General features: G+C 70.2%; 21 protein-coding genes. 12 read left to right on the plus strand and 9 right to left on the minus strand.

What is annotated here, in order from left to right; all coding sequences use genetic code 11:
* Positions 1–35 precede the first annotated feature (35 nt).
* The 5 genes from pgl to tkt are packed head-to-tail and all read right to left on the minus strand — an operon-like array spanning position 36 to position 6,756.
* Positions 36–818 carry a 6-phosphogluconolactonase gene (gene pgl / locus ACIPSE_RS19365; RefSeq protein WP_401664165.1) on the minus strand — a complete coding sequence of 261 codons (783 nt, stop codon included), beginning with the start codon at positions 816–818 and terminating at the stop codon, positions 36–38.
* A complete protein-coding gene (opcA, locus tag ACIPSE_RS19370) occupies positions 815–1,978 on the minus strand; it encodes a glucose-6-phosphate dehydrogenase assembly protein OpcA (protein WP_401664168.1) in 1,164 nt (387 codons plus the stop codon). The genes pgl and opcA overlap by 4 nt, the downstream gene beginning before the upstream one ends.
* Positions 1,975–3,513: a glucose-6-phosphate dehydrogenase gene (zwf, locus tag ACIPSE_RS19375; protein ID WP_401664171.1), complete on the minus strand. Its 1,539-nt coding sequence runs from the start codon at positions 3,511–3,513 to the stop codon at positions 1,975–1,977. Before zwf ends, opcA begins: the two co-directional genes overlap by 4 nt.
* A gap of 3 nt (positions 3,514–3,516) precedes the next feature.
* Positions 3,517–4,635 (minus strand): transaldolase, encoded by a 1,119-nt coding sequence (gene tal, locus ACIPSE_RS19380; RefSeq protein ID WP_401664174.1) that lies wholly within the window; start codon positions 4,633–4,635, stop codon positions 3,517–3,519.
* A gap of 33 nt (positions 4,636–4,668) precedes the next feature.
* On the minus strand, positions 4,669–6,756 hold the full coding sequence (gene tkt, locus ACIPSE_RS19385) for a transketolase (protein WP_401664177.1): 2,088 nt from the start codon (positions 6,754–6,756) through the stop codon (positions 4,669–4,671).
* Positions 6,757–7,155: 399 nt separating this feature from the next.
* Between tkt and ACIPSE_RS19390 the strand changes: the two genes are divergently transcribed.
* From ACIPSE_RS19390 to ACIPSE_RS19405, 4 genes are all read left to right on the plus strand, one after another.
* Positions 7,156–8,109: a heme o synthase gene (locus ACIPSE_RS19390; protein WP_401664180.1), complete on the plus strand. Its 954-nt coding sequence runs from the start codon at positions 7,156–7,158 to the stop codon at positions 8,107–8,109.
* A gap of 58 nt (positions 8,110–8,167) precedes the next feature.
* Positions 8,168–8,515, plus strand: a complete 348-nt coding sequence (locus ACIPSE_RS19395) for a hypothetical protein (protein WP_401664183.1) — start codon at positions 8,168–8,170, stop codon at positions 8,513–8,515.
* Between the two features lie 141 nt (positions 8,516–8,656).
* The gene (locus ACIPSE_RS19400) at positions 8,657–9,763 is read left to right on the plus strand and encodes an amidohydrolase family protein (protein WP_401664185.1); all 1,107 of its coding nucleotides are present in this window, start codon (positions 8,657–8,659) and stop codon (positions 9,761–9,763) included.
* Positions 9,764–9,812: 49 nt separating this feature from the next.
* Entirely contained in the window at positions 9,813–10,550 is a 738-nt protein-coding gene (locus ACIPSE_RS19405; RefSeq protein WP_401664188.1) for a nucleotidyltransferase, read from the plus strand.
* On the opposite strand, the gene ACIPSE_RS19410 is transcribed toward ACIPSE_RS19405, so the two are convergent.
* From ACIPSE_RS19410 to ACIPSE_RS19420, 3 genes are all read right to left on the minus strand, one after another.
* The gene (locus ACIPSE_RS19410; RefSeq protein WP_401664191.1) at positions 10,505–11,524 is read right to left on the minus strand and encodes a heme A synthase; all 1,020 of its coding nucleotides are present in this window, start codon (positions 11,522–11,524) and stop codon (positions 10,505–10,507) included. The two genes, ACIPSE_RS19405 and ACIPSE_RS19410, sit on opposite strands and share 46 nt — an antisense overlap.
* A gap of 78 nt (positions 11,525–11,602) precedes the next feature.
* Positions 11,603–12,385 carry an ABC transporter permease gene (locus tag ACIPSE_RS19415; protein ID WP_401664194.1) on the minus strand — a complete coding sequence of 261 codons (783 nt, stop codon included), beginning with the start codon at positions 12,383–12,385 and terminating at the stop codon, positions 11,603–11,605.
* Positions 12,382–13,305 carry an ABC transporter ATP-binding protein gene (locus tag ACIPSE_RS19420; RefSeq protein ID WP_401664196.1) on the minus strand — a complete coding sequence of 308 codons (924 nt, stop codon included), beginning with the start codon at positions 13,303–13,305 and terminating at the stop codon, positions 12,382–12,384. The genes ACIPSE_RS19415 and ACIPSE_RS19420 overlap by 4 nt, the downstream gene beginning before the upstream one ends.
* A 275-nt stretch (positions 13,306–13,580) precedes the next feature.
* On the opposite strand from ACIPSE_RS19420, the gene ACIPSE_RS19425 reads away from it, so the two are divergent.
* The 8 genes from ACIPSE_RS19425 (at position 13,581) to ACIPSE_RS19460 (ending at position 20,189) form a co-directional block, all read left to right on the plus strand.
* Positions 13,581–14,300, plus strand: a complete 720-nt coding sequence (locus tag ACIPSE_RS19425; RefSeq protein ID WP_401664199.1) for a helix-turn-helix transcriptional regulator — start codon at positions 13,581–13,583, stop codon at positions 14,298–14,300.
* A complete protein-coding gene (gene sufB, locus ACIPSE_RS19430) occupies positions 14,297–15,718 on the plus strand; it encodes a Fe-S cluster assembly protein SufB (RefSeq protein WP_401664202.1) in 1,422 nt (473 codons plus the stop codon). The genes ACIPSE_RS19425 and sufB overlap by 4 nt, the downstream gene beginning before the upstream one ends.
* A 55-nt stretch (positions 15,719–15,773) precedes the next feature.
* Positions 15,774–16,967, plus strand: coding sequence for a Fe-S cluster assembly protein SufD (gene sufD, locus ACIPSE_RS19435; protein WP_401664205.1), 1,194 nt, complete (start codon positions 15,774–15,776; stop codon positions 16,965–16,967).
* Positions 16,964–17,281: a non-heme iron oxygenase ferredoxin subunit gene (locus ACIPSE_RS19440; protein WP_401664208.1), complete on the plus strand. Its 318-nt coding sequence runs from the start codon at positions 16,964–16,966 to the stop codon at positions 17,279–17,281. Before sufD ends, ACIPSE_RS19440 begins: the two co-directional genes overlap by 4 nt.
* A gap of 7 nt (positions 17,282–17,288) precedes the next feature.
* On the plus strand, positions 17,289–18,053 hold the full coding sequence (gene sufC, locus ACIPSE_RS19445) for a Fe-S cluster assembly ATPase SufC (protein WP_401664211.1): 765 nt from the start codon (positions 17,289–17,291) through the stop codon (positions 18,051–18,053).
* Positions 18,050–19,306: a cysteine desulfurase gene (locus ACIPSE_RS19450; protein WP_401664214.1), complete on the plus strand. Its 1,257-nt coding sequence runs from the start codon at positions 18,050–18,052 to the stop codon at positions 19,304–19,306. Before sufC ends, ACIPSE_RS19450 begins: the two co-directional genes overlap by 4 nt.
* A gap of 101 nt (positions 19,307–19,407) precedes the next feature.
* Positions 19,408–19,860, plus strand: coding sequence for a Fe-S cluster assembly sulfur transfer protein SufU (gene sufU, locus ACIPSE_RS19455; protein ID WP_401664217.1), 453 nt, complete (start codon positions 19,408–19,410; stop codon positions 19,858–19,860).
* Complete coding sequence (locus ACIPSE_RS19460; RefSeq protein ID WP_401664219.1) at positions 19,857–20,189, plus strand: metal-sulfur cluster assembly factor; 333 nt, start codon at positions 19,857–19,859, stop codon at positions 20,187–20,189. Before sufU ends, ACIPSE_RS19460 begins: the two co-directional genes overlap by 4 nt.
* Positions 20,190–20,250: 61 nt before the next feature.
* Here the strand turns inward: ACIPSE_RS19460 and ACIPSE_RS19465 are convergent, their stop codons facing one another.
* Positions 20,251–21,081, minus strand: coding sequence for an AbfB domain-containing protein (locus ACIPSE_RS19465; protein WP_401664222.1), 831 nt, complete (start codon positions 21,079–21,081; stop codon positions 20,251–20,253).
* Between the last annotated feature and the right edge of the window lie 182 nt (positions 21,082–21,263).

Below are 21,263 nucleotides of genomic sequence, written 5' to 3' on the forward strand. Positions count from 1 at the left end.
CCGGGTTCGTCCTGCGGCTCAGGGAGCCGACGGCGTCAGGGGGACGCCGGGGGGTACAGCGACCTCGGCAGCTGTGAGGCCGCCGCCGAGTCCAGGAGCCACAGGGTGCGCTGACGGCCGTACGCGCCGGCCGCCGGAGCCTGGATCTCGCCCGCGCCCGACAGGGCGATGGCGGCGGCCTGGGCCTTGTCCTCGCCCGCCGCCAGGAGCCACACCTCGCGGGCGGCCCGGATGGCGGGGAGGGTCAGGGTGACCCGGGTGGGCGGCGGCTTCGGGGCGCCGTGGACGCCCACCACCGTGCGCTCGGTCTCCCGGACCGCGGGGAGCTCCGGGAACAGGGACGCCACGTGCGTGTCCGGGCCGACGCCCAGCATCAGCACGTCGAAGGTCGGTACCGCGCCGTGGTTCTCGGGACCGGCCGCACGGGCCAGTTCCTCGGCGTAACCGGCCGCCGCGGCGTCCGCGTCCGCGCCGTGCGGACCGTCCGACGCGGGCATGGCGTGCACGCGCTTCGGGTCCAGCGGCACCGAGTCCAGCAGGGCCTCGCGGGCCTGGGTGACATTGCGGTCCGGGTCGCCCTCGGGCAGGAACCGCTCGTCGCCCCACCACAGGTCGAGCCGGCCCCAGTCGACGGCGTCCCGGGCCGGAGCCGCCGCCAGCGCGGCCAGCAGACCGTTGCCGTTGCGTCCGCCGGTGAGGACCACGGACGCGTAGCCCCGAGAGGCCTGCGCGTCCACGATCTTCGTGATCAGCCGGGCCGCCGCGGCCTGGGCCATCAGCTCCTTGTCGCGGTGCACGACCAGCTGGGGAGTGCTCACTGTGCCGCCGCCTTCTTCACCGGTTCCGCTTCGGGCGCTTGCGCCTCGGGAGCCTCGGCAGGATCGTCGCCGACGGGGACTCGCCGCCCGGCCCCTTCCGCTCCTCCGTCGACGGACTCTCCGGCTCCCGAGGTGACGGACTCTCCGGCCCCTGACCCGACGGGCTCGGCCGCTCCTCCGCTGAAGGGCCCCGTGTAGGAAGCCCGGTCACGAAAGGAAGGCATCGGCCCCGCCGCCCCGTTCAGCCGGTCCACGCCGAAGCGCAGCGCCGAGGCGTAGGTGTCGTCCGGGTCCAGCCGCCGCAGTTCCTCGGCGATCAGCTCGGACGTCTCGCGCCGCTTGAGCGCGACGGCACGGTCCGGCTGGCCCTGGATGGACAGGGTCGCCAGCGAGCCGTCCGCGCGGTCGAGGGTGATCGCACCGTGGTCGGTGGCCATCCGGACCGCCGTCAGACCGGGGCCCGACGACAGCGACCGCTTGACGGGCACGTCCAGCCGGTCCGCGAGCCACATCGCCAGCAACTCGCAGCTGGGGTTGAACTCCTCGCCCTCCACCTCCACGCCCGTGACCTCGACGGCGACCTGGTCCAGCGCCGCCGCCAGCATGGAGCGCCAGGGCGTGATGCGGGTCCAGGACAGGTCGGTGTCGCCGGGGGTGTAGGTGTCGGCGCGGGAACCGAGGTCCCGTACCGGCTGCTCGGAGGCGTAGGTGTCGGTGACCCGGCGCTGGGCGAGCGCGCCCAGCGGGTCGTTCGCCGGGTCGAGCGGCGCCTCCACCGGCCACCAGACGACCACGGGGGCGTCCGGCAGGAGCAGCGGCAGGACGACCGACTGGGCGTGGTGGACCACCTCGCCGTGCAGTCGCAGGATCACCGTCTCACCGGTGCCCGCGTCCGCGCCGACGCGTACCTCGGCGTCGAGGCGGGACTGGGTGCGGTCGCGGGGGGTGCGGGTGACGCGCTTGATGACCACGAGCGTGCGCGAGGGGTGCTCGCGCGAGGCGTCGTTGGCGGCCTTCAGGGCGTCGTACGCGTTCTCCTCGTCCGTGACGATGACCAGCGTGAGCACCATGCCGACGGCGGGTGTGCCGATGGCCCGGCGGCCCTGCACCAGCGCCTTGTTGATCTTGCTGGCCGTGGTGTCCGTGAGGTCTATCTTCATGGCCGGCGCCAGCTCCGTCCCTCTCGTGCGAGCATTTCGTCCGCCTCGACCGGCCCCCACGTACCCGACGGGTACTGGGCGGGCCTGCCGTGCGTGTCCCAGTGCTCCTCGATCGGGTCGAGGATCTTCCAGGACAGCTCGACCTCCTCCGTGCGCGGGAAGAGGTTCGAGTCGCCGAGGAGCACGTCGAGGATCAGCCGCTCGTACGCCTCGGGGGAGGACTCGGTGAAGGACTCGCCGTAGGCGAAGTCCATCGACACGTCCCGGATCTCCATCGAGGTGCCCGGCACCTTGGAGCCGAACCGGACCGTGATGCCCTCGTCGGGCTGGACGCGGATGACGATCGCGTTCGAGCCCAGTTCCTCGGTGGCCGTGGAGTCGAACGGGGAGTGCGGCGCCCGCTGGAAGACGACCGCGATCTCGGTGACCCGGCGGCCCAGCCGCTTGCCGGTGCGCAGATAGAAGGGGACGCCCGCCCAGCGGCGGTTGTCGACCTCCAGCTTGATCGCGGCGTAGGTGTCCGTCTTGGAGTGCGGGTCGATGCCCTCCTCCTGGAGGTACCCGACCGCCTGCTCGCCGCCCTGCCAGCCCTCCGCGTACTGCCCGCGGACGGTGTCCCGGCTCAGGTCCTTGGGCAGCCGCACCGCGCCGAGCACCTTGGTCTTCTCGGCGGCCAGCGCGTCCGCGTCGAAGGAGGACGGCTCCTCCATGGCCGTGAGGGCCATCAGCTGGAGGAGGTGGTTCTGGATGACGTCACGGGCGGCGCCGATGCCGTCGTAGTAGCCGGCCCGGCCGCCGATGCCGATGTCCTCGGCCATGGTGATCTGTACGTGGTCCACGTAGGACCGGTTCCAGATCGGCTCGAACATCTGGTTGGCGAAGCGGAGCGCCAGGATGTTCTGGACGGTCTCCTTGCCGAGGTAGTGGTCGATCCGGAAGACCTGGTCCGGGGCGAACACCTCGTGGACGACCTTGTTGAGGTCCTCGGCCGACTTCAGGTCGTGGCCGAACGGCTTCTCGATGACCGCGCGCCGCCAGGAACCGCTGCTCTGGTCCGCCAGCCCGTGCTTCTTGAGCTGCTGGATGACCACCGGGAAGGAACGCGGCGGCACCGACAGGTAGAAGGCGAAGTTGCCGCCCGTGCCCTGTGCCTTGTCGAGCTCCTCGATGGTCGCGCGCAGCCGCTCGAACGCGTCGTCGTCGTCGAAGGTGCCCTGGACGAAGCGCATCCCCTGGATGAGCTGCTGCCAGACCTCCTCACGGAACGGCGTACGGGCGTGGGCCTTGACCGCGTCGTGGACCTCGGCCGCGAAGTCCTCGTGCTCCCACTCACGGCGGGCGAAGCCGACCAGCGAGAAGCCCGGCGGAAGCAGACCCCGGTTGGCGAGGTCGTACACGGCGGGCATGAGCTTCTTCCGGGACAAATCGCCCGTGACGCCGAAGATGACCAGGCCCGACGGCCCCGCGATGCGCGGGAGCCGTCGGTCGGCGGGGTCGCGGAGCGGATTGGCTCCGGAACCGGAAAGAGGGGACAAGGTTTAGCCCTCCGAGGGTGCGAGGCGCTCCAGCTCCGCCTCGGTCGACTTGAGCAGGTCGTTCCAGGACGCCTCGAACTTCTCGACGCCCTCGTCCTCCAGGAGCTGCACGACCTCGTCGTACGAGATCCCGATCTTCTCGACGGCGTCGAGCTCGGCGCGGGAGCGCTCGTAGGTGCCGGCGATCGCGTTGCCGCGGATCTGGCCGCTCTCCTCGGTGGCCTGGAGGGTGGCCTCTGGCATGGTGTTCACCGTGTTGGGGGCGACGAGCTCGTCGACGTAGAGGGTCGGCTTGTAGGCCGGGTCCTTCACGCCGGTCGAGGCCCACAGCGGGCGCTGCTTGTTGGCCTGCGCCTTGTCCAGCTCCTGCCAGCGGGCCGAGGAGAAGACCTCCTCGTACGCCTCGTAGGCGAGCCGCGCGTTGGCGACACCGGCCTTGCCGCGGGCGGCCTTGGCCTCGTCGGTGCCGAGCGCGTCGATCCGCTTGTCGATCTCGGTGTCCACGCGGGACACGAAGAAGGAGGCGACCGAGTGGATCAGGGACAGGTCCAGGCCCTTGGCCTTGGCCTTCTCCAGACCGGCGAGGTAGGCGTCCATGACCTCGCGGTAGCGCTCCAGCGAGAAGATCAGCGTGACGTTGACGCTGATGCCGTTGCCGATCACCTCGGTGATGGCCGGCAGGCCCGCCCGGGTGGCCGGGATCTTGATGAGCGTGTTGGGGCGGTCGACCAGCCAGGCGAGCTGCTTGGCCTCGGCGACCGTCGCCGTGGTGTTGTGCGCGAGGCGCGGGTCGACCTCGATGGAGACCCGGCCGTCCTGGCCGCCGCTGGCGTCGAAGACCGGGCGCAGGATGTCGGCGGCGTCACGGACGTCCGCCGTCGTGATCATGCGGATGGCCTCTTCGACGGTGACCTTGCGGGCGGCGAGGTCGGCGAGCTGCTGCTCGTAGCCGTCGCCGCTGCTGATGGCCTTCTGGAAGATCGACGGGTTGGTGGTGACGCCCACGACGTGCTGCTGGTCGATCAGTTCGGCGAGGTTGCCGGACGTGATCCGCTTGCGCGACAGGTCGTCCAGCCAGATCGCGACGCCTTCCTCGGAGAGGCGCTTGAGTGCGTCTGTCATGGAATTACATCTCCTACGTGTCGTGTGTCGGCGTCAGCGCTGGGCGTCGGCGAGGGATTCCCGCGCCTTCGCGGCCACGTTCTCGGCAGTGAAGCCGTACTCCTGGAAGAGGACCTTGCCGTCGGCGGAAGCACCGAAGTGCTCCAGGGAAACGATGCGGCCCGCGTCCCCGACGTACTTGTGCCAGGTCAGACCGATGCCGGCCTCGACCGACACCCGCGCCTTGACGGCGGGCGGCAGGACGCTGTCCCGGTACCCCTGGTCCTGCTCCTCGAACCACTCCACCGACGGCATGGACACGACGCGCGTCGGCACGCCCTCCGCCTCCAGACGCTCGCGCGCCTCGACGGCGACGTGCACCTCGGAACCGGTGGCGATGAGGATGACCTCGGGGGCGCCGGTCGACGCCTCGAACAGGACGTAGCCGCCCTTGACGGTGTCCTCGTTGGGCTCGTACGTCGGCACGCCCTGGCGGGTCAGCGCCAGACCGTGCGGGGCGTCCTTGCCGTAGACCTTCGTGTAGCGCTTGAGGATCTCGCGCCAGGCGATGGCGGTCTCGTTGGCGTCGGCCGGGCGGACCACGTTCAGGCCCGGGATGGCGCGCAGCGAGGCGAGGTGCTCGACCGGCTGGTGGGTGGGGCCGTCCTCGCCGAGGCCGATCGAGTCGTGCGTCCACACGTACGTCACCGGCAGGTGCATCAGCGCCGACAGACGCACGGCGTTGCGCATGTAGTCGGAGAACACGAGGAACGTGCCGCCGTAGATGCGGGTGTTGCCGTGCAGCGCGATGCCGTTCATCTCCGCGGCCATGGAGTGCTCGCGGATGCCGAAGTGGATCGTGCGCCCGTACGGGTTCGCCTCCGGGAGCGGGTTGTCCGCCGGGAGGAAGGACGACGTCTTGTCGATCGTCGTGTTGTTGGAGCCCGCGAGGTCGGCGGAGCCGCCCCACAGCTCGGGCACGATCGCGCCGAGCGCCTGGAGGACCTTGCCGGAGGCGGCACGCGTGGCGACACCCTTGCCGGGCTCGAAGACCGGGACCTTGGACTCCCAGCCCTCGGGCAGCTCGCCCGCGGTGATGCGGTCGAACTCGGCCGCGCGCTCCGCGTTGGCGTCGCGCCACTGCTGGAACGACTTCTCCCACGCGGCGCGGGCCTCGGCACCGCGGCCGAGGGCGGCGCGGGTGTGCTCGATGACCTCGTCGGAGACCTCGAAGGACTGCTCGGGGTCGAAGCCGAGGACGCGCTTGGTGGCGGCCACCTCGTCGTCGCCGAGGGCCGAGCCGTGGGCGGCCTCGGTGTTCTGGGCGTTCGGGGCGGGCCAGGCGATGATCGTGCGCATGGCGATGAAGGACGGCTTGTCCGTCACCAGCTTCGCGGCCTCGATCGCCGTGTGCAGGGCGTGGACGTCGATGTCGCCGTCGGCGGCGGGCTCGACGCGCTGGACGTGCCAGCCGTAGGCCTCGTAGCGCTTGACGGTGTCCTCGGAGACGGCCGTCTCGGTGTCGCCCTCGATCGAGATGTGGTTGTCGTCCCACAGCAGGATCAGGTTGCCGAGCTGCTGGTGGCCGGCCATCGAGGACGCCTCGGCGGAGATGCCCTCCTGGAGGCAGCCGTCACCGGCGATGGCGTACACGAAGTGGTCGAAGGGGGACTCGCCCTGGGCGGTCTCCGGGTCGAACAGGCCGCGCTCGTAGCGGGCGGCCATGGCCATGCCCACCGCGTTGGCGACACCCTGGCCGAGGGGGCCGGTGGTGGTCTCGACGCCCTTGGTGTGGCCGTACTCCGGGTGGCCCGGGGTCTTGGAGCCCCAGGTGCGGAACGCCTTGAGGTCGTCGAGCTCCAGGCCGAAGCCGGCCAGGTAGAGCTGCGTGTAGAGGGTCAGGGACGAGTGGCCTGCGGACAGCACGAACCGGTCGCGTCCGACCCACTCGGGGTCGGCGGGGTCGTGGCGCATCACCTTCTGGAAGAGGGTGTACGCGGCGGGCGCGAGGCTCATCGCCGTACCGGGATGGCCGTTCCCGACCTTCTGTACGGCATCGGCGGCCAGGACGCGGGCGGTGTCCACGGCCCGCTGGTCCAACTCGGTCCACTCGAGGTCTGTGGTGGTCGGCTTGGTGCTCACCCTGGGTCAGGGCTCCTCTCCACATGTCACACATGTCGAATGCCGGTGCTCGGGGCGCCCCGGACGTTGTCGAGCCTACCCCCGTGAGAACGTGCGTTTTTTCGAGTCATTCCAGACTGCCGGGAGTCGCGGGGATCCGCCTCCCGACTGGGCAGACTCACGTTCGGCAACTGAATACGAAGCCGCTCGTTCGAGTGCTCAATGGAGTGACGATCGGCTCTTCGGGGAGGGGTCCGCGAGCGTCTTCCCAGCACACCGCTCCGCTCTTCCGGGGGTGCATCCCAACACGACCCCACCCCCGCGAATGTCGGGGTATGGGCAACGTCTACAGTGGCGTGGTACGCGCGAGCCTTTACCCGCCATTCACATCGGGAGGCTCGCTGGGAGTCTCTGTCAGGGGTGTGCGTGACGGCCGTTGAATCCCGTCCAGCGGGGATCGTCGGGACGAGCCAGAGCCCGAGCCGGCGGCCGTTCGGGGCCCGGGTCAAGGCGTTCGTGGCGCTGACCAAGCCGCGGATCATCGAGCTGCTGCTCATCACCACCGTTCCGGTGATGTTCCTCGCCGAGCAGGGTGTGCCCGATCTGAAGCTGGTCCTGCTGACCTGCCTCGGCGGCTACCTCTCCGCGGGCGGCGCCAACGCGCTGAACATGTACATCGACCGCGACATCGACGCGCTGATGGACCGCACGTCCCAGCGCCCGCTGGTCACCGGCATGGTCAGCCCGCGTGAGTGCCTCGCCTTCGGCATCACCCTCGCGGTCGTCTCGACGCTGCTGTTCGGCCTGGCCGTCAACTGGCTGTCCGCCTGGCTGTCCCTCGGTGCGCTCCTCTTCTATGTGGTCGTCTACACGATGATCCTGAAGCGCCGCACCTCGCAGAACATCGTGTGGGGCGGCATCGCCGGCTGCATGCCGGTGCTGATCGGCTGGACCGCGGTGACCAACTCGCTCACCTGGGCGCCGGTCATCCTCTTCCTGGTCATCTTCTTCTGGACGCCGCCGCACTACTGGCCGCTGTCCATGAAGGTGAAGGACGACTACGCGCGCGTGGGCGTGCCGATGCTGCCGGTCATCGCCTCCAACAAGACGGTCGCCAAGCAGATCGTGATCTACAGCTGGGTGATGGTCGCCGTCTCCCTGCTGCTGACCCCGCTCGGCTACACCGGCTGGTTCTACACGCTGGTCGCGCTGGTCTCGGGCGGCTGGTGGCTGTGGGAGGCGCACGCGCTCCAGAACCGGGCGAAGGCCGAGGTGACGGGCGGGAAGCTGAAGGAGATGCGGCTGTTCCACTGGTCCATCACCTACGTCTCGCTGCTGTTCGTCGCCGTGGCCGTGGACCCCTTCCTGCGCTGACGCATCTCACAGGGCCCTGCCCTCGCCAGTCGATCTACCGGTGAGTAGCATCCTGGCCATGGCAGACACGCAGCAGGTTGACGCGCAGCAGGCCGACGCGAAGGCGGACCGCACGGCGGCCAAGCTCGCCCGGCAGATCGGCGCCTTCGCCAAGGCGCACGGCGGTGCCGGGGGCCAGGTGGCCTACCTCGGCGATCGCGGCGCCCGGATCGCCCTCGTCGGTGAGGACGGCGAGTGGGGCAACCTCGTCGCCCCCACCTACGACATCGCTCGGAAGGCCGTCGAGAAGTCCGGCGTCGAGGTCCACGAGGACTTCGACGGCGAGTTCGCCGCCAAGGTGAGGACGGGCCCCTACGAATGGACCCGGATGGCCGGGATCCAGCTCGGCGGCCCCCGCAACACCTGACCGGCCCGCCGCCCTCGCCCGGATCACCTGAGGCGCACTGGTTTCGTACGGGGTGTGCGAGGCCAACACCTCAAGCCCCTTTCACCCGTTAGGCCCCGTAGTAAGGACGAAGCAGGACACGGTCCACCCACGGGAGCCCGGATGATCGAGACGCCGTCCCTCGTGGACCAGTACTGCCACGGCGTACTCCGTACCGAGCTGGGTCTCGGCACCTTCGAGGCCCAGCTCGCCCGGACCGAGGGACCCCCCGCCCCGGGGACGACCCTCTTCGACACCCAGACCGGATTCGCCGTACGGCGGTGGTGCCCCCCGCTGCTCGGTCTGGAACCGCACTGTCCCCCCGCCCGTTATCTCGCCCGCCGTCGTGAGCTGGGCGTACTGGAGGCGGGCCGCAGACTGCTGCGGGGCAGCGGCGTCACGACGTACCTGGTCGACACGGGCCTGCCCGGCGATCTCACCGGCCCCGCCGAGATGGCCTCCACGGGCGACGCGGCGGCCCGCGAGATCGTCCGCCTGGAACTGCTGGCCGAGCAGGTCGCCGACACCTCCGGCACCGTCGAGTCCTTCCTCGCCAACCTCGCCGAGTCCGTCCACGGGGCCGCCGCGAACGCCGTCGCCTTCACCTCGGTGGCGGGCGTACGGCACGGTCTGGCGCTGGCCCCCGAACCGCCCGGGCCCGGTGAGGTGCGGGGCGCGGCCGGGCGCTGGCTGGCGGGGCGGCGGGTCGGCGGGGAGCTGAGCGACCCGGTGCTGCTGCGGCACCTGCTGTGGATCGCGGTCGCCTCGGGCCTGCCGCTGCAACTGCACGCCGGACTGGGGGAGCCCGGCACCCGCATCGACCGGACGGACCCGGTCCTGCTCACCGACTTCGTGCGCGCCACGGCGGGGCTCGGCACCGACCTGGTCCTGCTGCACGGCTACCCGTACCACCGGCACGCCGCCCATCTCGCGGGTGTCTTCCCGCACGTCTACGCCGACTCCGGGGCGGCCCTCGTGCGCACCGGTGCCCGCGCCGCGACCGTGCTCGCCGAGATCCTCGAACTCGCCCCCTTCGGCAAGATCCTCTTCTCCAGCGGCGCCCAGGGCCTGCCCGAGCTGCACGTCGTCGGCGCGCGGCTGTTCCGGGAGGCGCTCAGCCGGGTGCTGGGCACCTGGGTCGCCGAGGGCGCGTGGTCCCTGGCGGACGCGCAGCGGGTGGCGGGGATGGTGGCCGCGGGCAACGCCCGCCGGGTGTACACGCTGGAGTGACGCGGTCGCGGGTGGTGTGGACCGCGGGGGCGGTGCGCAGGATGAGGGCATGCAGACCGACGCGTTGCTCGACCGCTTCCTGTCCGGCCTCGCCCCGTCGGACCCGCTCGCCGTCTGGGCCCACGGATCGCTCGCGGGCGGGGACTACCAGGAGGGGCGCAGCGACCTGGACCTGATCGCGATGCTGGACCGTCCGCTCACGGCGCGCGGCCTCTGGCGGCTGGCGGGGCTGCACGCCCGGCTGCGCGACGAGCCGCTCGCCGCCCTGCTGCACTGCACCTATCTGACCCCGGAGAGCGTCGAGGACTCCCGGCGGTCCCATCCGACCTGGGCGCACGAACGCCTGTTCAGGCGGCCGGTCACACCGGTGACACGCCGGGAGCTGCACTCCTTCGGGCGGGTGCTGCACGGACCGGCGCCCGCCGCACTGCTGCCGTCCGTGCCGGACGCGGAACTGCGCGAGTTCGTCGTACGCGACCAGCGTGACTTCTGGCGGCCGAAGCTGGTGAAGCCGGAGCGGTGGCGGCAGGCGCCGTGGGTGGACATCGGCCTGACGACCTTCGCCCGCGCGACCGCCACCCTGCGCGACGGCCGGCTCATCTCCAAGCGCGAGGCGCTGGACCTGCTGCCGGAGCTCGGAGCCCCGGTCGAGGTCGTCGAGGACATCCGCAGGCGGCGGTACGAGGACGCCCCGCCGCCCACCGACGCGTGGGCGGTCCGCAGAGGTGAGCTGGCGCGGGGCTACCTGGGGCCGGCGATCGACGGGCTGGTGGCGGCGTACGCCTGATCCGGCAGGTCGATCTCCGGCTCGGGGCGCTCACGCAGGGCCAGCAGGACGCGCAGGACGGCGATCCACACCAGGCAGGAACCGAGCATGTGCAGACCGACCAGGACCTCGGGCAGGTCGGTGAAGTACTGGACGTAGCCGATGACGCCCTGCGCGAGGAGGACCAGGAACAGGTCGCGGGTGCGGTCCAGCGGGCCCCTGGGCGCGTCGACCGCCTTGAGGACGAACCACAGGGCGAAGGTCAGGGTGACCACGATCCACGCCAGGACGGCGTGCAGCTTGCTCACCGTCTCCCAGTCCAGCGGCATCCGCTCGACCTCGCTGGAGTCGCCCGCGTGCGGGCCCGAACCGGTCACCACGGTGCCCACCGCGATCAGCAGCACCGACGCGGCGACCAGGAACCACACCAACTGCTGGACCGACTTGCCGACCAGCGGACGCGGCGCGCCGTCGCCTTCGCGGGTGCGCTGCCACATCGCCGTGGCCACCGAGATCAGGGCCGTCGACAGCAGGAAGTGGGCCGCGACCGTGTACGGGTTGAGCCCCACGAGCACCACGATGCCGCCGAGGATCGCGTTGCTCATCACGATCCAGAACTGCGCCCAGCCCAGCCGGGTCAGGCTGCGCCGGTACGGCTTCTCGGACCGCGCGGTGATGATCGCCCAGCCGACGGCCGCGCACAGCACGTACGTCAGCATGCGGTTGCCGAACTCGATCGCGCCGTGGAAGCCCATGGCGCTCGTCGCCGTCAGCGAGTCGTCCGTGCACTTGGGCCAGGTCGGGCAGCCCAGGCCCGACCCGGTCAGCCGCACGGCACCGCCGGTGACCACGATCACCACCGACATGACGAGCGCGATGAGCGCCGCCCGCTGGACGGTCCTCGGATCCGGGGTCCAGCGTGCGGCGATGAAGGCGAGCGGGTTGCGCACGGCCGCTACGGCGTCGGCGCGGGTCACGTTTGGCACGCGCACCATCGTAGGCCGCCGCTTGTGCACGCTTTCACGAGGGGTTGGTGAAACGCGCCACGCGCGGGCACTCCGCTGAGGGGCGCGCTACTCCCAGCGGAAGAACCGCCCCGCCGCCGCCAGTCCCACGACCGCCCAGACCGCGAGGATGCCCAGGTCGGCCCAGGGCGTTCCGGCGCCGTGCTGGAGCACGTCCCGCAGGCCGTCGGAGAGCGCCGAGACGGGGAGCAGCCCCAGCACGTCCTGGGCGGCGGGCGGGAACTTGTCCAGCGGGACGATGACACCGCCGCCGACCAGCAGAAGCAGGAAGACGAGGTTCGCGGCGGCCAGGGTCGCCTCGGCCTTGAGCGTGCCGGCCATCAGCAGGCCGAGGCCCGAGAAGGCGGCCGTGCCGAGGACCAGCAGCAGGAGCACCGACAGCGGGTCGCCGTGCGGGGACCAGCCGAGGGCGAGGGCGATCGCGGTGAGCAGGACGATCTGGAGGATCTCCGTGACCAGCACCGACAGCGTCTTCGCCGTCATCAGGCCCCAGCGGGGGAGCGGGGAGGCGGCGAGGCGCTTGAGGACGCCGTAGCGGCGCTCGAAGCCCGTCGCGATGGCCTGGCCCGTGAACGCCGTCGACATCACGGCCAGCGCGAGGATGCCGGGGGCCAGGAAGTCCACCGCCTCGCCCGCGCCGGTGTCGACGATGTCGACCGAACCGAACAGGACCAGCAGGAGGGTCGGGATCACGACCGTCAGCAGGAGCTGCTCGCCGTTGCGCAGCAGCATCCTGGTCTCCAGGGCCGCCTGCGCCGCGATCATGCGGCCCAGCGGGGCCGCTCCCGGCGCGGGGGTGTAGAGACCGGTACCGGTGCCCACCGTCGTCATGAGCGCAGCTCCTTGCCCGTGAGCTCCAGGAAAACGTCTTCCAGCGTGTGCCGCTCCACCGAGATCTTCTCCGGCATCACCCCGTGCTGGGCGCACCAGGACGTCACCGTCGCGAGGAGCTGCGGATCGATTTTGCCGCCCACCCGGTAGGACCCGGGGGTGAGCTCCGCCGCCGTGCAGTCCGTGGGGAGCGCCTTGAGGAGGGAGCCCACGTCGAGGCCGGGGCGGCCGGTGAAGCGGAGGGTGTTCTCGGCGCCGCCCCGGCACAGCTCCTCGGGGGAGCCCTGCGCGATGACCCGTCCGGCGTCGATGATCGCGACGTCGTCGGCGAGCTGCTCGGCCTCGTCCATGTGGTGCGTGGTGAGGATGACGGAGACGCCGTCGGCGCGCAGCTCGCGCACCAGGTCCCAGGTGGCGTGGCGGGCCTGCGGGTCAAGGCCCGCGGTCGGTTCGTCCAGGAACACCAGCTCGGGGCGGCCCACCACCGCCATCGCGAGCGCCAGGCGCTGCTGCTGGCCGCCGGAGAGCCTGCGGTACGTCGTGCGTCCGCAGCCGCCGAGGCCGAGGCGCTCGATCAGGGCGTCCACGTCCAGGGGGTGCGCGTGCAGCCTCGCGACGTGGCGCAGCATCTCGTCGGCCCGCGCGCCCGAGTACACGCCGCCGGACTGGAGCATCACGCCGATGCGGGGGCGCAGCGCGCCGGACTGGCGGACCGGGTCGAGGCCGAGGACGCGCACCGTGCCGCCGTCCGGCTTCAGGTACCCCTCGCAGGTCTCGACCGTCGTCGTCTTGCCCGCGCCGTTGGGCCCCAGTACGGCGGTCACGCCCGCCCGGGCCACCAGGTCGAGGCCGTCCACCGCGGTCTTCGTGCCGTACCGCTTCACCAGGGCCCGGACCTGGACCACGGGGTCAGTTCGCATGGATCCAGAGTCTAGGGAGACGGTGGAGCCCCGGGACCGGCGGGTGGCGGATCTCCCCCGCACGAGGGCTGTGCGAGGACTGTGCCCCGGACCGCCTCCCGGGCGGCAAGTGCGCCGGTGGGAGGGGGTGCGGGCGGAGCGGGGAGGGCAGTGCATACGATCGATCAAAGATCATTCCCGCAGGTCAGGTTAGGTGTGCCTAAGTGATGTAGGGCACCGTCCGCGGGGTCGGGCGCGGCTTGCCCGCTTCTGAGGAATTACGCAACAATGGCGTTGTGAAAAACGTCGACGAGGCTCAGGAGGAGCTCGCGACCGGTGAGCGGTCCACCCGCAACCGGGTCGCGCGGTCCATCCTGGATCACGGACCGTCGACCGTCGCGGAGCTCGCGATCCGGCTGAAGCTGACGCAGGCCGCCGTACGCCGTCATCTCGACGCGCTCGGTGCCGACGACGTCGTAGAGGCACGGGAGCAGCGGGTCTACGGGGCCCGGACGCGCGGACGTCCCGCCAAGGTCTTCGCGCTCACCGACTGTGGCCGCGACGCCTTCGACCAGTCGTACGACAAGCTCGCCGCGGACGCCCTGCGTTTCATCCAGGAGCGGTTCGGCGGGGACGAGGCGGTCGTCGCCTTCGCCCGCGCCAGGATCGCCGAGCAGGCCGCCGCCTACCGCGAGGCCGTCGAGGCCGCCGCCCCCGAGGGACGGACGGAAGCCCTGGCCAAGGCCTTGAGCGCGGACGGGTACGCTGCTACGGCGCGCAGCGCACCGGTCGGCGAGCAGCTCTGCCAGCACCACTGCCCCGTCGCCCACGTCGCGGAAAAGTTCCCTCAGCTCTGCGAGGCGGAGACCGAGATCTTCTCCCAGCTGCTCGGAACGCACGTCCAGCGACTCGCAACCATCGCGCACGGCGACGGCGTCTGTACGACATTCATCCCGAAGATTTCCCCGAACACACATCACGCATCTGCAAGCACGGCCGGGAGGAACCCCGCATGACTCTCCCCACGGAGACTGCCCACCCCGAACTTGAGGGTCTGGGCAAGTACGAATACGGCTGGGCCGACTCCGACGAAGCCGGCGCCTCTGCGAAGCGCGGTCTGAACGAGGATGTCGTCAAGGACATCTCCGCGAAGAAGTCCGAGCCGGAGTGGATGACCAAGCTCCGTCTCAAGGGCCTGCGGCTGTTCGACAAGAAGCCCATGCCGAACTGGGGCTCCGACCTCTCCGGCATCGACTTCGACAACATCAAGTACTTCGTGCGGTCCACGGAGAAGCAGGCGGAGTCCTGGGAGGACCTGCCCGAGGACATCAAGAACACGTACGACAAGCTCGGCATCCCCGAGGCGGAGAAGCAGCGCCTCGTCGCGGGCGTCGCGGCCCAGTACGAGTCCGAGGTCGTCTACCACCAGATCCGCGAGGACCTGGAGGAGCAGGGCGTCATCTTCCTCGACACCGACACCGCCCTGAAGGAGCACCCGGAGCTCTTCAAGGAGTACTTCGGCACCGTCATCCCCGTCGGTGACAACAAGTTCGCCTCGCTGAACACCGCCGTGTGGTCCGGCGGGTCCTTCATCTACGTGCCGCCGGGCGTGCACGTGGAGATCCCGCTCCAGGCCTACTTCCGCATCAACACCGAGAACATGGGCCAGTTCGAGCGGACCCTGATCATCGTCGACGAGGGTGCCTACGTGCACTACGTCGAGGGTTGTACGGCCCCGATCTACAAGTCGGACTCGCTGCACTCCGCGGTCGTCGAGATCATCGTCAAGAAGAACGCCCGCTGCCGCTACACGACCATCCAGAACTGGTCGAACAACGTCTACAACCTGGTCACCAAGCGCGCCGTCGCCTACGAGGGCGCGACCATGGAGTGGATCGACGGCAACATCGGCTCCAAGGTGACGATGAAGTACCCGGCCGTCTACCTGATGGGCGAGCACGCCAAGGGCGAGACCCTCTCCATCGCCTTCGCGGGCGAGGGCCAGCACCAGGACGCCGGCTCCAAGATGGTCCACATGGCGCCGAACACCTCGTCCAACATCGTGTCGAAGTCCGTCGCGCGCGGTGGCGGCCGTACCTCCTACCGCGGTCTCGTCGAGATCGGCGAGGGCGCCCACGGCTCCAAGTCCAACGTGCTGTGCGACGCGTTGCTCGTCGACACCATCTCCCGCTCCGACACGTACCCCTACGTGGACGTCCGCGAGGACGACGTGTCCATGGGCCACGAGGCGACCGTCTCCAAGGTCTCCGAGGACCAGCTCTTCTACCTGATGAGCCGCGGTCTGAGCGAGTTCGAGGCGATGGCGATGATCGTGCGCGGCTTCGTCGAGCCCATCGCCAAGGAGCTGCCGATGGAGTACGCGCTGGAACTCAACCGGCTGATCGAGCTCCAGATGGAAGGCGCGGTCGGCTAACCCCCGACCCGTCTCCCTCACGTCACTTACGCAGGAAGAGAGCAGACCGACAGCCATGGCTGAGGCTCAGAACACCCCGGTGGGCTCCACCACCGCCGGCGCCATCGCGGTGGCCGCCGAGTCGACCGTCGCCACGCGCATGAGCGCGCCCCCGTCCTTCGACGTGGCGGACTTCCCCGTCCCCCACGGCCGCGAGGAGGAGTGGCGGTTCACCCCGCTGGAGCGCCTGCGCGGGCTGCACGACGGCACCGCCGTCGCCACCGGCGACGGCGTCAAGGTCGACGTGCAGACCCCCGAGGGCGTCACCGTCGAGACCGTGGGCCGTGACGACGCGCGCCTGGGCCGCGCGGGCACCCCGGTGGACCGGATCGCCGCGCAGGCCTACTCCGCGTTCGAGAAGGCCGGCGTGGTCACCGTCCCCAAGGAGACGGTCCTCACCGAGCCGATCCGGATCGCCGTGCACGGCGAGGGCGGCACCGCCTTCGCCCACCAGGTGGTCGAGCTCGGCGCGTTCGCCGAGGCCGTCGTCGTCATCGACCACACCGGTGACGCGGTCCTCGCCGCCAACGTCGACTACGTCCTGGGCGACGGCGCCAAGCTGACCGTCGTGTCCGTGCAGGACTGGGACGACAAGGCCGTGCACGTCGCGCAGCACAACGCGCTCATCGGCCGCGACGCCTCCTTCAAGTCCGTCGTCGTCACCTTCGGCGGCGACGTCGTCCGCCTGCACCCGCGCGTCAGCTACGCGGGCACCGGCGGCGAGGCCGAGCTGTTCGGGCTCTACTTCACCGACGCCGGCCAGCACCAGGAGCACCGCCTCCTGGTCGACCACGACGTCCCGCACTGCAAGTCGAACGTCGTCTACAAGGGCGCGCTCCAGGGCGACGGCGCGCACGCCGTGTGGATCGGCGACGTGCTGATCGAGGCCGCCGCCGAGGGCACCGACACCTACGAGATGAACCGCAACCTGGTCCTCACGGACGGCGCGCGGGTCGACTCGGTCCCCAACCTGGAGATCGAGACCGGCGAGATCGTCGGCGCGGGTCACGCCAGCGCCACCGGCCGCTTCGACGACGAGCAGCTCTTCTACCTGATGGCCCGCGGCATCCCCGCCGACGAGGCCCGCCGCCTGGTGGTCCGCGGCTTCTTCGCCGAACTGGTCCAGCAGATCGGCGTCGAGGACATCGAGGCACGGCTGCTGGAGAAGATCGAGGCCGAGCTGGAGACCGTGTCTGGATCGGGCCGATGACCTTCGTACGCGCCTGTGGGCTGAGCGAGCTGGAGGAGGACACCCCCAAGCGGGTGGAACTCGACGGCACGCCGGTCTCGGTCGTGCAGACCGAGGGCGAGGTGTTCGCCATTCACGACATCTGCTCCCACGCGAACGTCTCGCTCTCCGAGGGCGAGGTGGAGGACTGCCAGATCGAGTGCTGGCTGCACGGCTCCGCGTTCGACCTCCGCACCGGCAAGCCGTCCGGCCTTCCCGCGACGCGCCCCGTCCCCGTATACCCCGTAAAGATCGAAGGGGACGATGTGCTCGTCTCCGTCACCCAGGAGTCCTGAGGCACCCATGGCAACGCTTGAAATCCGAGACCTGCACGTCACCGTCGAGGCCGACAACGCCACGAAGGAGATCCTCAAGGGTGTCGACCTGACCGTGAAGCAGGGCGAGACGCACGCCATCATGGGCCCCAACGGCTCCGGCAAGTCGACCCTCGCCTACTCGCTGGCCGGGCACCCCAAGTACACGATCACCGGCGGCACCGTGCTGCTCGACGGTGAGGACGTCCTGGAGATGTCCGTCGACGAGCGCGCCCGCGCGGGCCTCTTCCTGGCGATGCAGTACCCGGTCGAGGTCCCGGGTGTCTCCGTCTCCAACTTCCTGCGCACCTCCGCCACCGCCATCCGCGGCGAGGCCCCGAAGCTGCGCACCTGGGTCAAGGAGGTCAAGGAGGCCATGCAGCGCCTCGACATGGACCCCTCCTTCGCCGAGCGCAACGTCAACGAGGGCTTCTCCGGCGGTGAGAAGAAGCGCCACGAGATCCTCCAGCTCGAACTGCTCCGTCCCAAGGTCGCGATCCTCGACGAGACCGACTCCGGCCTCGACGTCGACGCCCTGCGCATCGTCTCCGAGGGCGTCAACCGCGTCCGCGAGACCGGCGAGGTCGGCACCCTGCTGATCACGCACTACACGCGCATCCTGCGCTACATCAAGCCCGACCACGTGCACGTGTTCGCGGGCGGCAAGATCGTCGAGTCCGGTGGCCCGGAGCTCGCCGACAAGCTCGAGGCCGAGGGCTACGCGGCCTACACGAAGGGTGGCGCATCCGAGTGACACAGCTGCCGGGCCTCCTCGACGTCGAGGCGATCCGCAAGGACTTCCCCATCCTGGACCGTCAGGTCCACGACGGGCAGAAGCTCGTGTACCTGGACAACGCGGCGACCTCGCAGAAGCCGCGCCAGGTGCTGGACGCCCTGAGCGAGTACTACGAGCGCTACAACGCCAACGTCCACCGCGGTGTGCATGTGCTCGCCGAGGAGGCCACGGCGCTGTACGAAGGCGCGCGCGACAAGGTGGCGGAGTTCATCAACGCCCCCTCGCGCGACGAGGTGATCTTCACCAAGAACGCCTCCGAATCGCTCAACCTCGTCGCGAACATGCTGGGCTGGGCCGACGAGCCCTACCGCGTGGACTCCGAGACCGAGATCGTCATCACGGAGATGGAGCACCACTCCAACATCGTGCCGTGGCAGCTGCTCTCGCAGCGCACCGGCGCGAAGCTGAAGTGGTTCGGGCTGACCGACGACGGCCGTCTCGACCTCTCCAACATCGAGGAGGTCATCACCGAGAAGACGAAGATCGTCTCCTTCGTGCTGGTCTCGAACATCCTCGGCACGGTCAACCCGGTCGAGACGATCATCCGCCGTGCGCAGCAGGTCGGTGCCCTCGTCTGCATCGACGCCTCGCAGGCGGCGCCCCACATGCCGCTGGACGTCCAGGCCCTCCAGGCCGACTTCGTGGCCTTCACCGGCCACAAGATGTGCGGCCCGACCGGCATCGGTGTGCTCTGGGGCCGCCAGGAGCTGCTGGAGGACCTGCCTCCGTTCCTCGGCGGCGGCGAGATGATCGAGACGGTGTCGATGCACTCGTCGACGTACGCGCCGGCGCCGCACAAGTTCGAGGCCGGTACGCCGCCGATCGCGCAGGCGGTCGGGCTCGGCGCGGCCATCGACTACCTGAGCTCCATCGGCATGGACAAGATCCTCGCCCATGAGCACGCGCTGACGGAGTACGCCGTCCGCCGGCTCGGCGAGGTTCCCGGCCTGCGGATCATCGGCCCGTCCACGGCCGAGGACCGCGGTGCGGCGATCTCCTTCACCCTCGGCGACATCCACCCGCACGACGTGGGCCAGGTACTGGACGAGCAGGGCATCGCGGTCCGCGTGGGTCACCACTGCGCGCGCCCCGTCTGCCTCCGCTACGGAATTCCCGCGACCACGCGAGCGTCGTTCTATCTGTACTCCACGCCCGCCGAGATCGACGCACTGGTCGACGGGCTGGAGCACGTACGGAACTTCTTCGGCTGAGGGACGTGAGCTGAGACAGTGCTGTGTCACCCCGGGGGACACCCCCCGGACCCCCGGCCGAGAGATCGCGCGACGGACGATGGGACGCGAGGTAGGCAGTCGTGAAGCTGGACTCCATGTACCAGGAAGTCATCCTGGACCACTACAAGCACCCGCACGGGCGTGGTCTGAGGGACGGCGACGCCGAGGTGCACCACGTGAACCCGACCTGCGGCGACGAGATCACCCTGCGGGTGAAGTACGACGGCACGACCATCGAGGACGTCTCGTACGAGGGCCAGGGCTGCTCGATCAGCCAGGCGTCGGCCTCGGTCCTCAACGACCTGCTGGTGGGCAAGGACCTCGCCGAGGCCCAGAAGATCCAGGAGACCTTCCTGGAGCTGATGCAGTCCAAGGGCCGGATCGAGCCCGACGACGCGATGGAGGAGGTCCTGGAGGACGCGATCGCGTTCGCCGGCGTCTCCAAGTACCCGGCCCGGGTCAAGTGCGCCCTGCTGAGCTGGATGGCCTGGAAGGACGCCACCTCCCAGGCCTTCGAAAGGAAGACGGCATGACCGACACGGTGGAGATGAAGCCCGCCTCCGAGGACGAGGTCCGCGAGGCGCTGTACGACGTCGTCGACCCCGAGCTGGGCATCGACGTCGTCAACCTGGGTCTGATCTACGGCATCCACATCGACGACGCGAACATCGCGACCATCGACATGACGCTGACCTCGGCGGCCTGCCCGCTGACCGACGTCATCGAGGACCAGGCCAAGTCCGCCACGGACGGCCTCGTCAGCGAGCTGCGCATCAACTGGGTCTGGATGCCGCCGTGGGGCCCGGACAAGATCACGGACGACGGCCGCGAGCAGCTCAGGGCGCTCGGGTTCAACGTCTGAGCGAGGGTCTTCGACCTGGAAGAAGGGGCCGTGGCGGTGTGCCGCGGCCCCTTCGGCGTGCTCAGGCCACTCCGTCCACCAGCCGGAACGCCGAGTCGGCGCGGTAGGTGCCGCCGTTCTGGTACGGGTCCAGCCTCAGCTGGAAGTTCTGGTGACGCAGATAGCGGCCCGGGTAGTTCACCGCCTCCAGCATGACCGCGCCGGAGAAGGAGGACGCGCGGGGGCAGAAGGTGGCGTCCTTCTCGAACAGGGCCGAGCCGTCGTCGCGGTCGGCGACGAGCACGAAGTTCCGGTGGCGCAGATACTCGCCGTCGTGCGTGGCGAAGGAGTAGCAGGAGCTGTCCGCCAGGCCCTTGACCAGCTTGAAGGTGGAGTCCTCACGGGACTCCGAGCCGCGCAGCGGGTCGAGCTTCACGGAGCCGCCGCTGACGTGCCAGTAGCGGTCGGGGTAGTTGACCGCGCGGACCGAGCGCCACGTCGTGGAGGGCGTCTTCGGGGTGGGCGAACCCGCCGGGGACGAGGGGGACTTGGTGGCCGTCTGCCCGGCGGTCGGGGCGGGGGCGGCGGAGCTGTGCTGCTCCTCGTTCGCGGACGCGGAGGCGGTGTCCTTCTTCGGCCTCGTCAGACCGGTCTTGTTCGGCGGGGCGGTGGTCGTGCCCGGCGACGGCGTGGCGTAGGAGATCAGGCCCGGTGACGTCGAGTCCTCCGCGGCGGGCTGTGCCGACGGGGCGGGCCTGCGGTCCGTCAGGGCGACCGCCGCCGCGCAGGTGACGACCGTGGCCACCGCCAGCGCGCCCGCGAGATAGAGCCGCCGGGTTCCGGGCGCCCGGGACGTGTCCGGGACCCACCCGTTCTCCCACGGCTGGGGGAGGCGGGACTGGTTTTCTGGCATGCGTGGTTCCTCCGGCGGAGCCCATGGCAAGGCGCCGGCTGTGATGGGGGGTGTGCGAACAGTGAGGCAGGGGGCACAGTAGTGGACCCGGTTCGGTTCGAGCAGGCGTTTGAGCGAGCGGTTTCTATATCGTTTTCACAGCGGGCGTGCGTCGTCATCCACAGGCGTTTCCCAGAGCTCTC

Source organism: Streptomyces sp. NPDC090106 (assembly GCF_044747265.1).
GTDB lineage: Bacteria > Actinomycetota > Actinomycetes > Streptomycetales > Streptomycetaceae > Streptomyces.

Excerpts from the sequence above, each read along its gene's own strand:
- opcA (WP_401664168.1), bottom strand. The coding sequence starts at position 1,978 with ATGAAGATAGACCTCACGGACACCACGGCCAGCAAGATCAACAAGGCG.
- tal (WP_401664174.1), bottom strand. The coding sequence starts at position 4,635 with ATGACAGACGCACTCAAGCGCCTCTCCGAGGAAGGCGTCGCGATCTGG.
- ACIPSE_RS19395 (WP_401664183.1), top strand. The coding sequence starts at position 8,168 with ATGGCAGACACGCAGCAGGTTGACGCGCAGCAGGCCGACGCGAAGGCG.
- ACIPSE_RS19400 (WP_401664185.1), top strand. The coding sequence starts at position 8,657 with ATGATCGAGACGCCGTCCCTCGTGGACCAGTACTGCCACGGCGTACTC.
- ACIPSE_RS19405 (WP_401664188.1), top strand. The coding sequence starts at position 9,813 with ATGCAGACCGACGCGTTGCTCGACCGCTTCCTGTCCGGCCTCGCCCCG.
- ACIPSE_RS19410 (WP_401664191.1), bottom strand. The coding sequence starts at position 11,524 with ATGGTGCGCGTGCCAAACGTGACCCGCGCCGACGCCGTAGCGGCCGTG.
- ACIPSE_RS19415 (WP_401664194.1), bottom strand. The coding sequence starts at position 12,385 with ATGACGACGGTGGGCACCGGTACCGGTCTCTACACCCCCGCGCCGGGA.
- ACIPSE_RS19420 (WP_401664196.1), bottom strand. The coding sequence starts at position 13,305 with ATGCGAACTGACCCCGTGGTCCAGGTCCGGGCCCTGGTGAAGCGGTAC.
- sufB (WP_401664202.1), top strand. The coding sequence starts at position 14,297 with ATGACTCTCCCCACGGAGACTGCCCACCCCGAACTTGAGGGTCTGGGC.
- sufD (WP_401664205.1), top strand. The coding sequence starts at position 15,774 with ATGGCTGAGGCTCAGAACACCCCGGTGGGCTCCACCACCGCCGGCGCC.
- ACIPSE_RS19440 (WP_401664208.1), top strand. The coding sequence starts at position 16,964 with ATGACCTTCGTACGCGCCTGTGGGCTGAGCGAGCTGGAGGAGGACACC.
- sufC (WP_401664211.1), top strand. The coding sequence starts at position 17,289 with ATGGCAACGCTTGAAATCCGAGACCTGCACGTCACCGTCGAGGCCGAC.
- ACIPSE_RS19460 (WP_401664219.1), top strand. The coding sequence starts at position 19,857 with ATGACCGACACGGTGGAGATGAAGCCCGCCTCCGAGGACGAGGTCCGC.
- ACIPSE_RS19465 (WP_401664222.1), bottom strand. The coding sequence starts at position 21,081 with ATGCCAGAAAACCAGTCCCGCCTCCCCCAGCCGTGGGAGAACGGGTGG.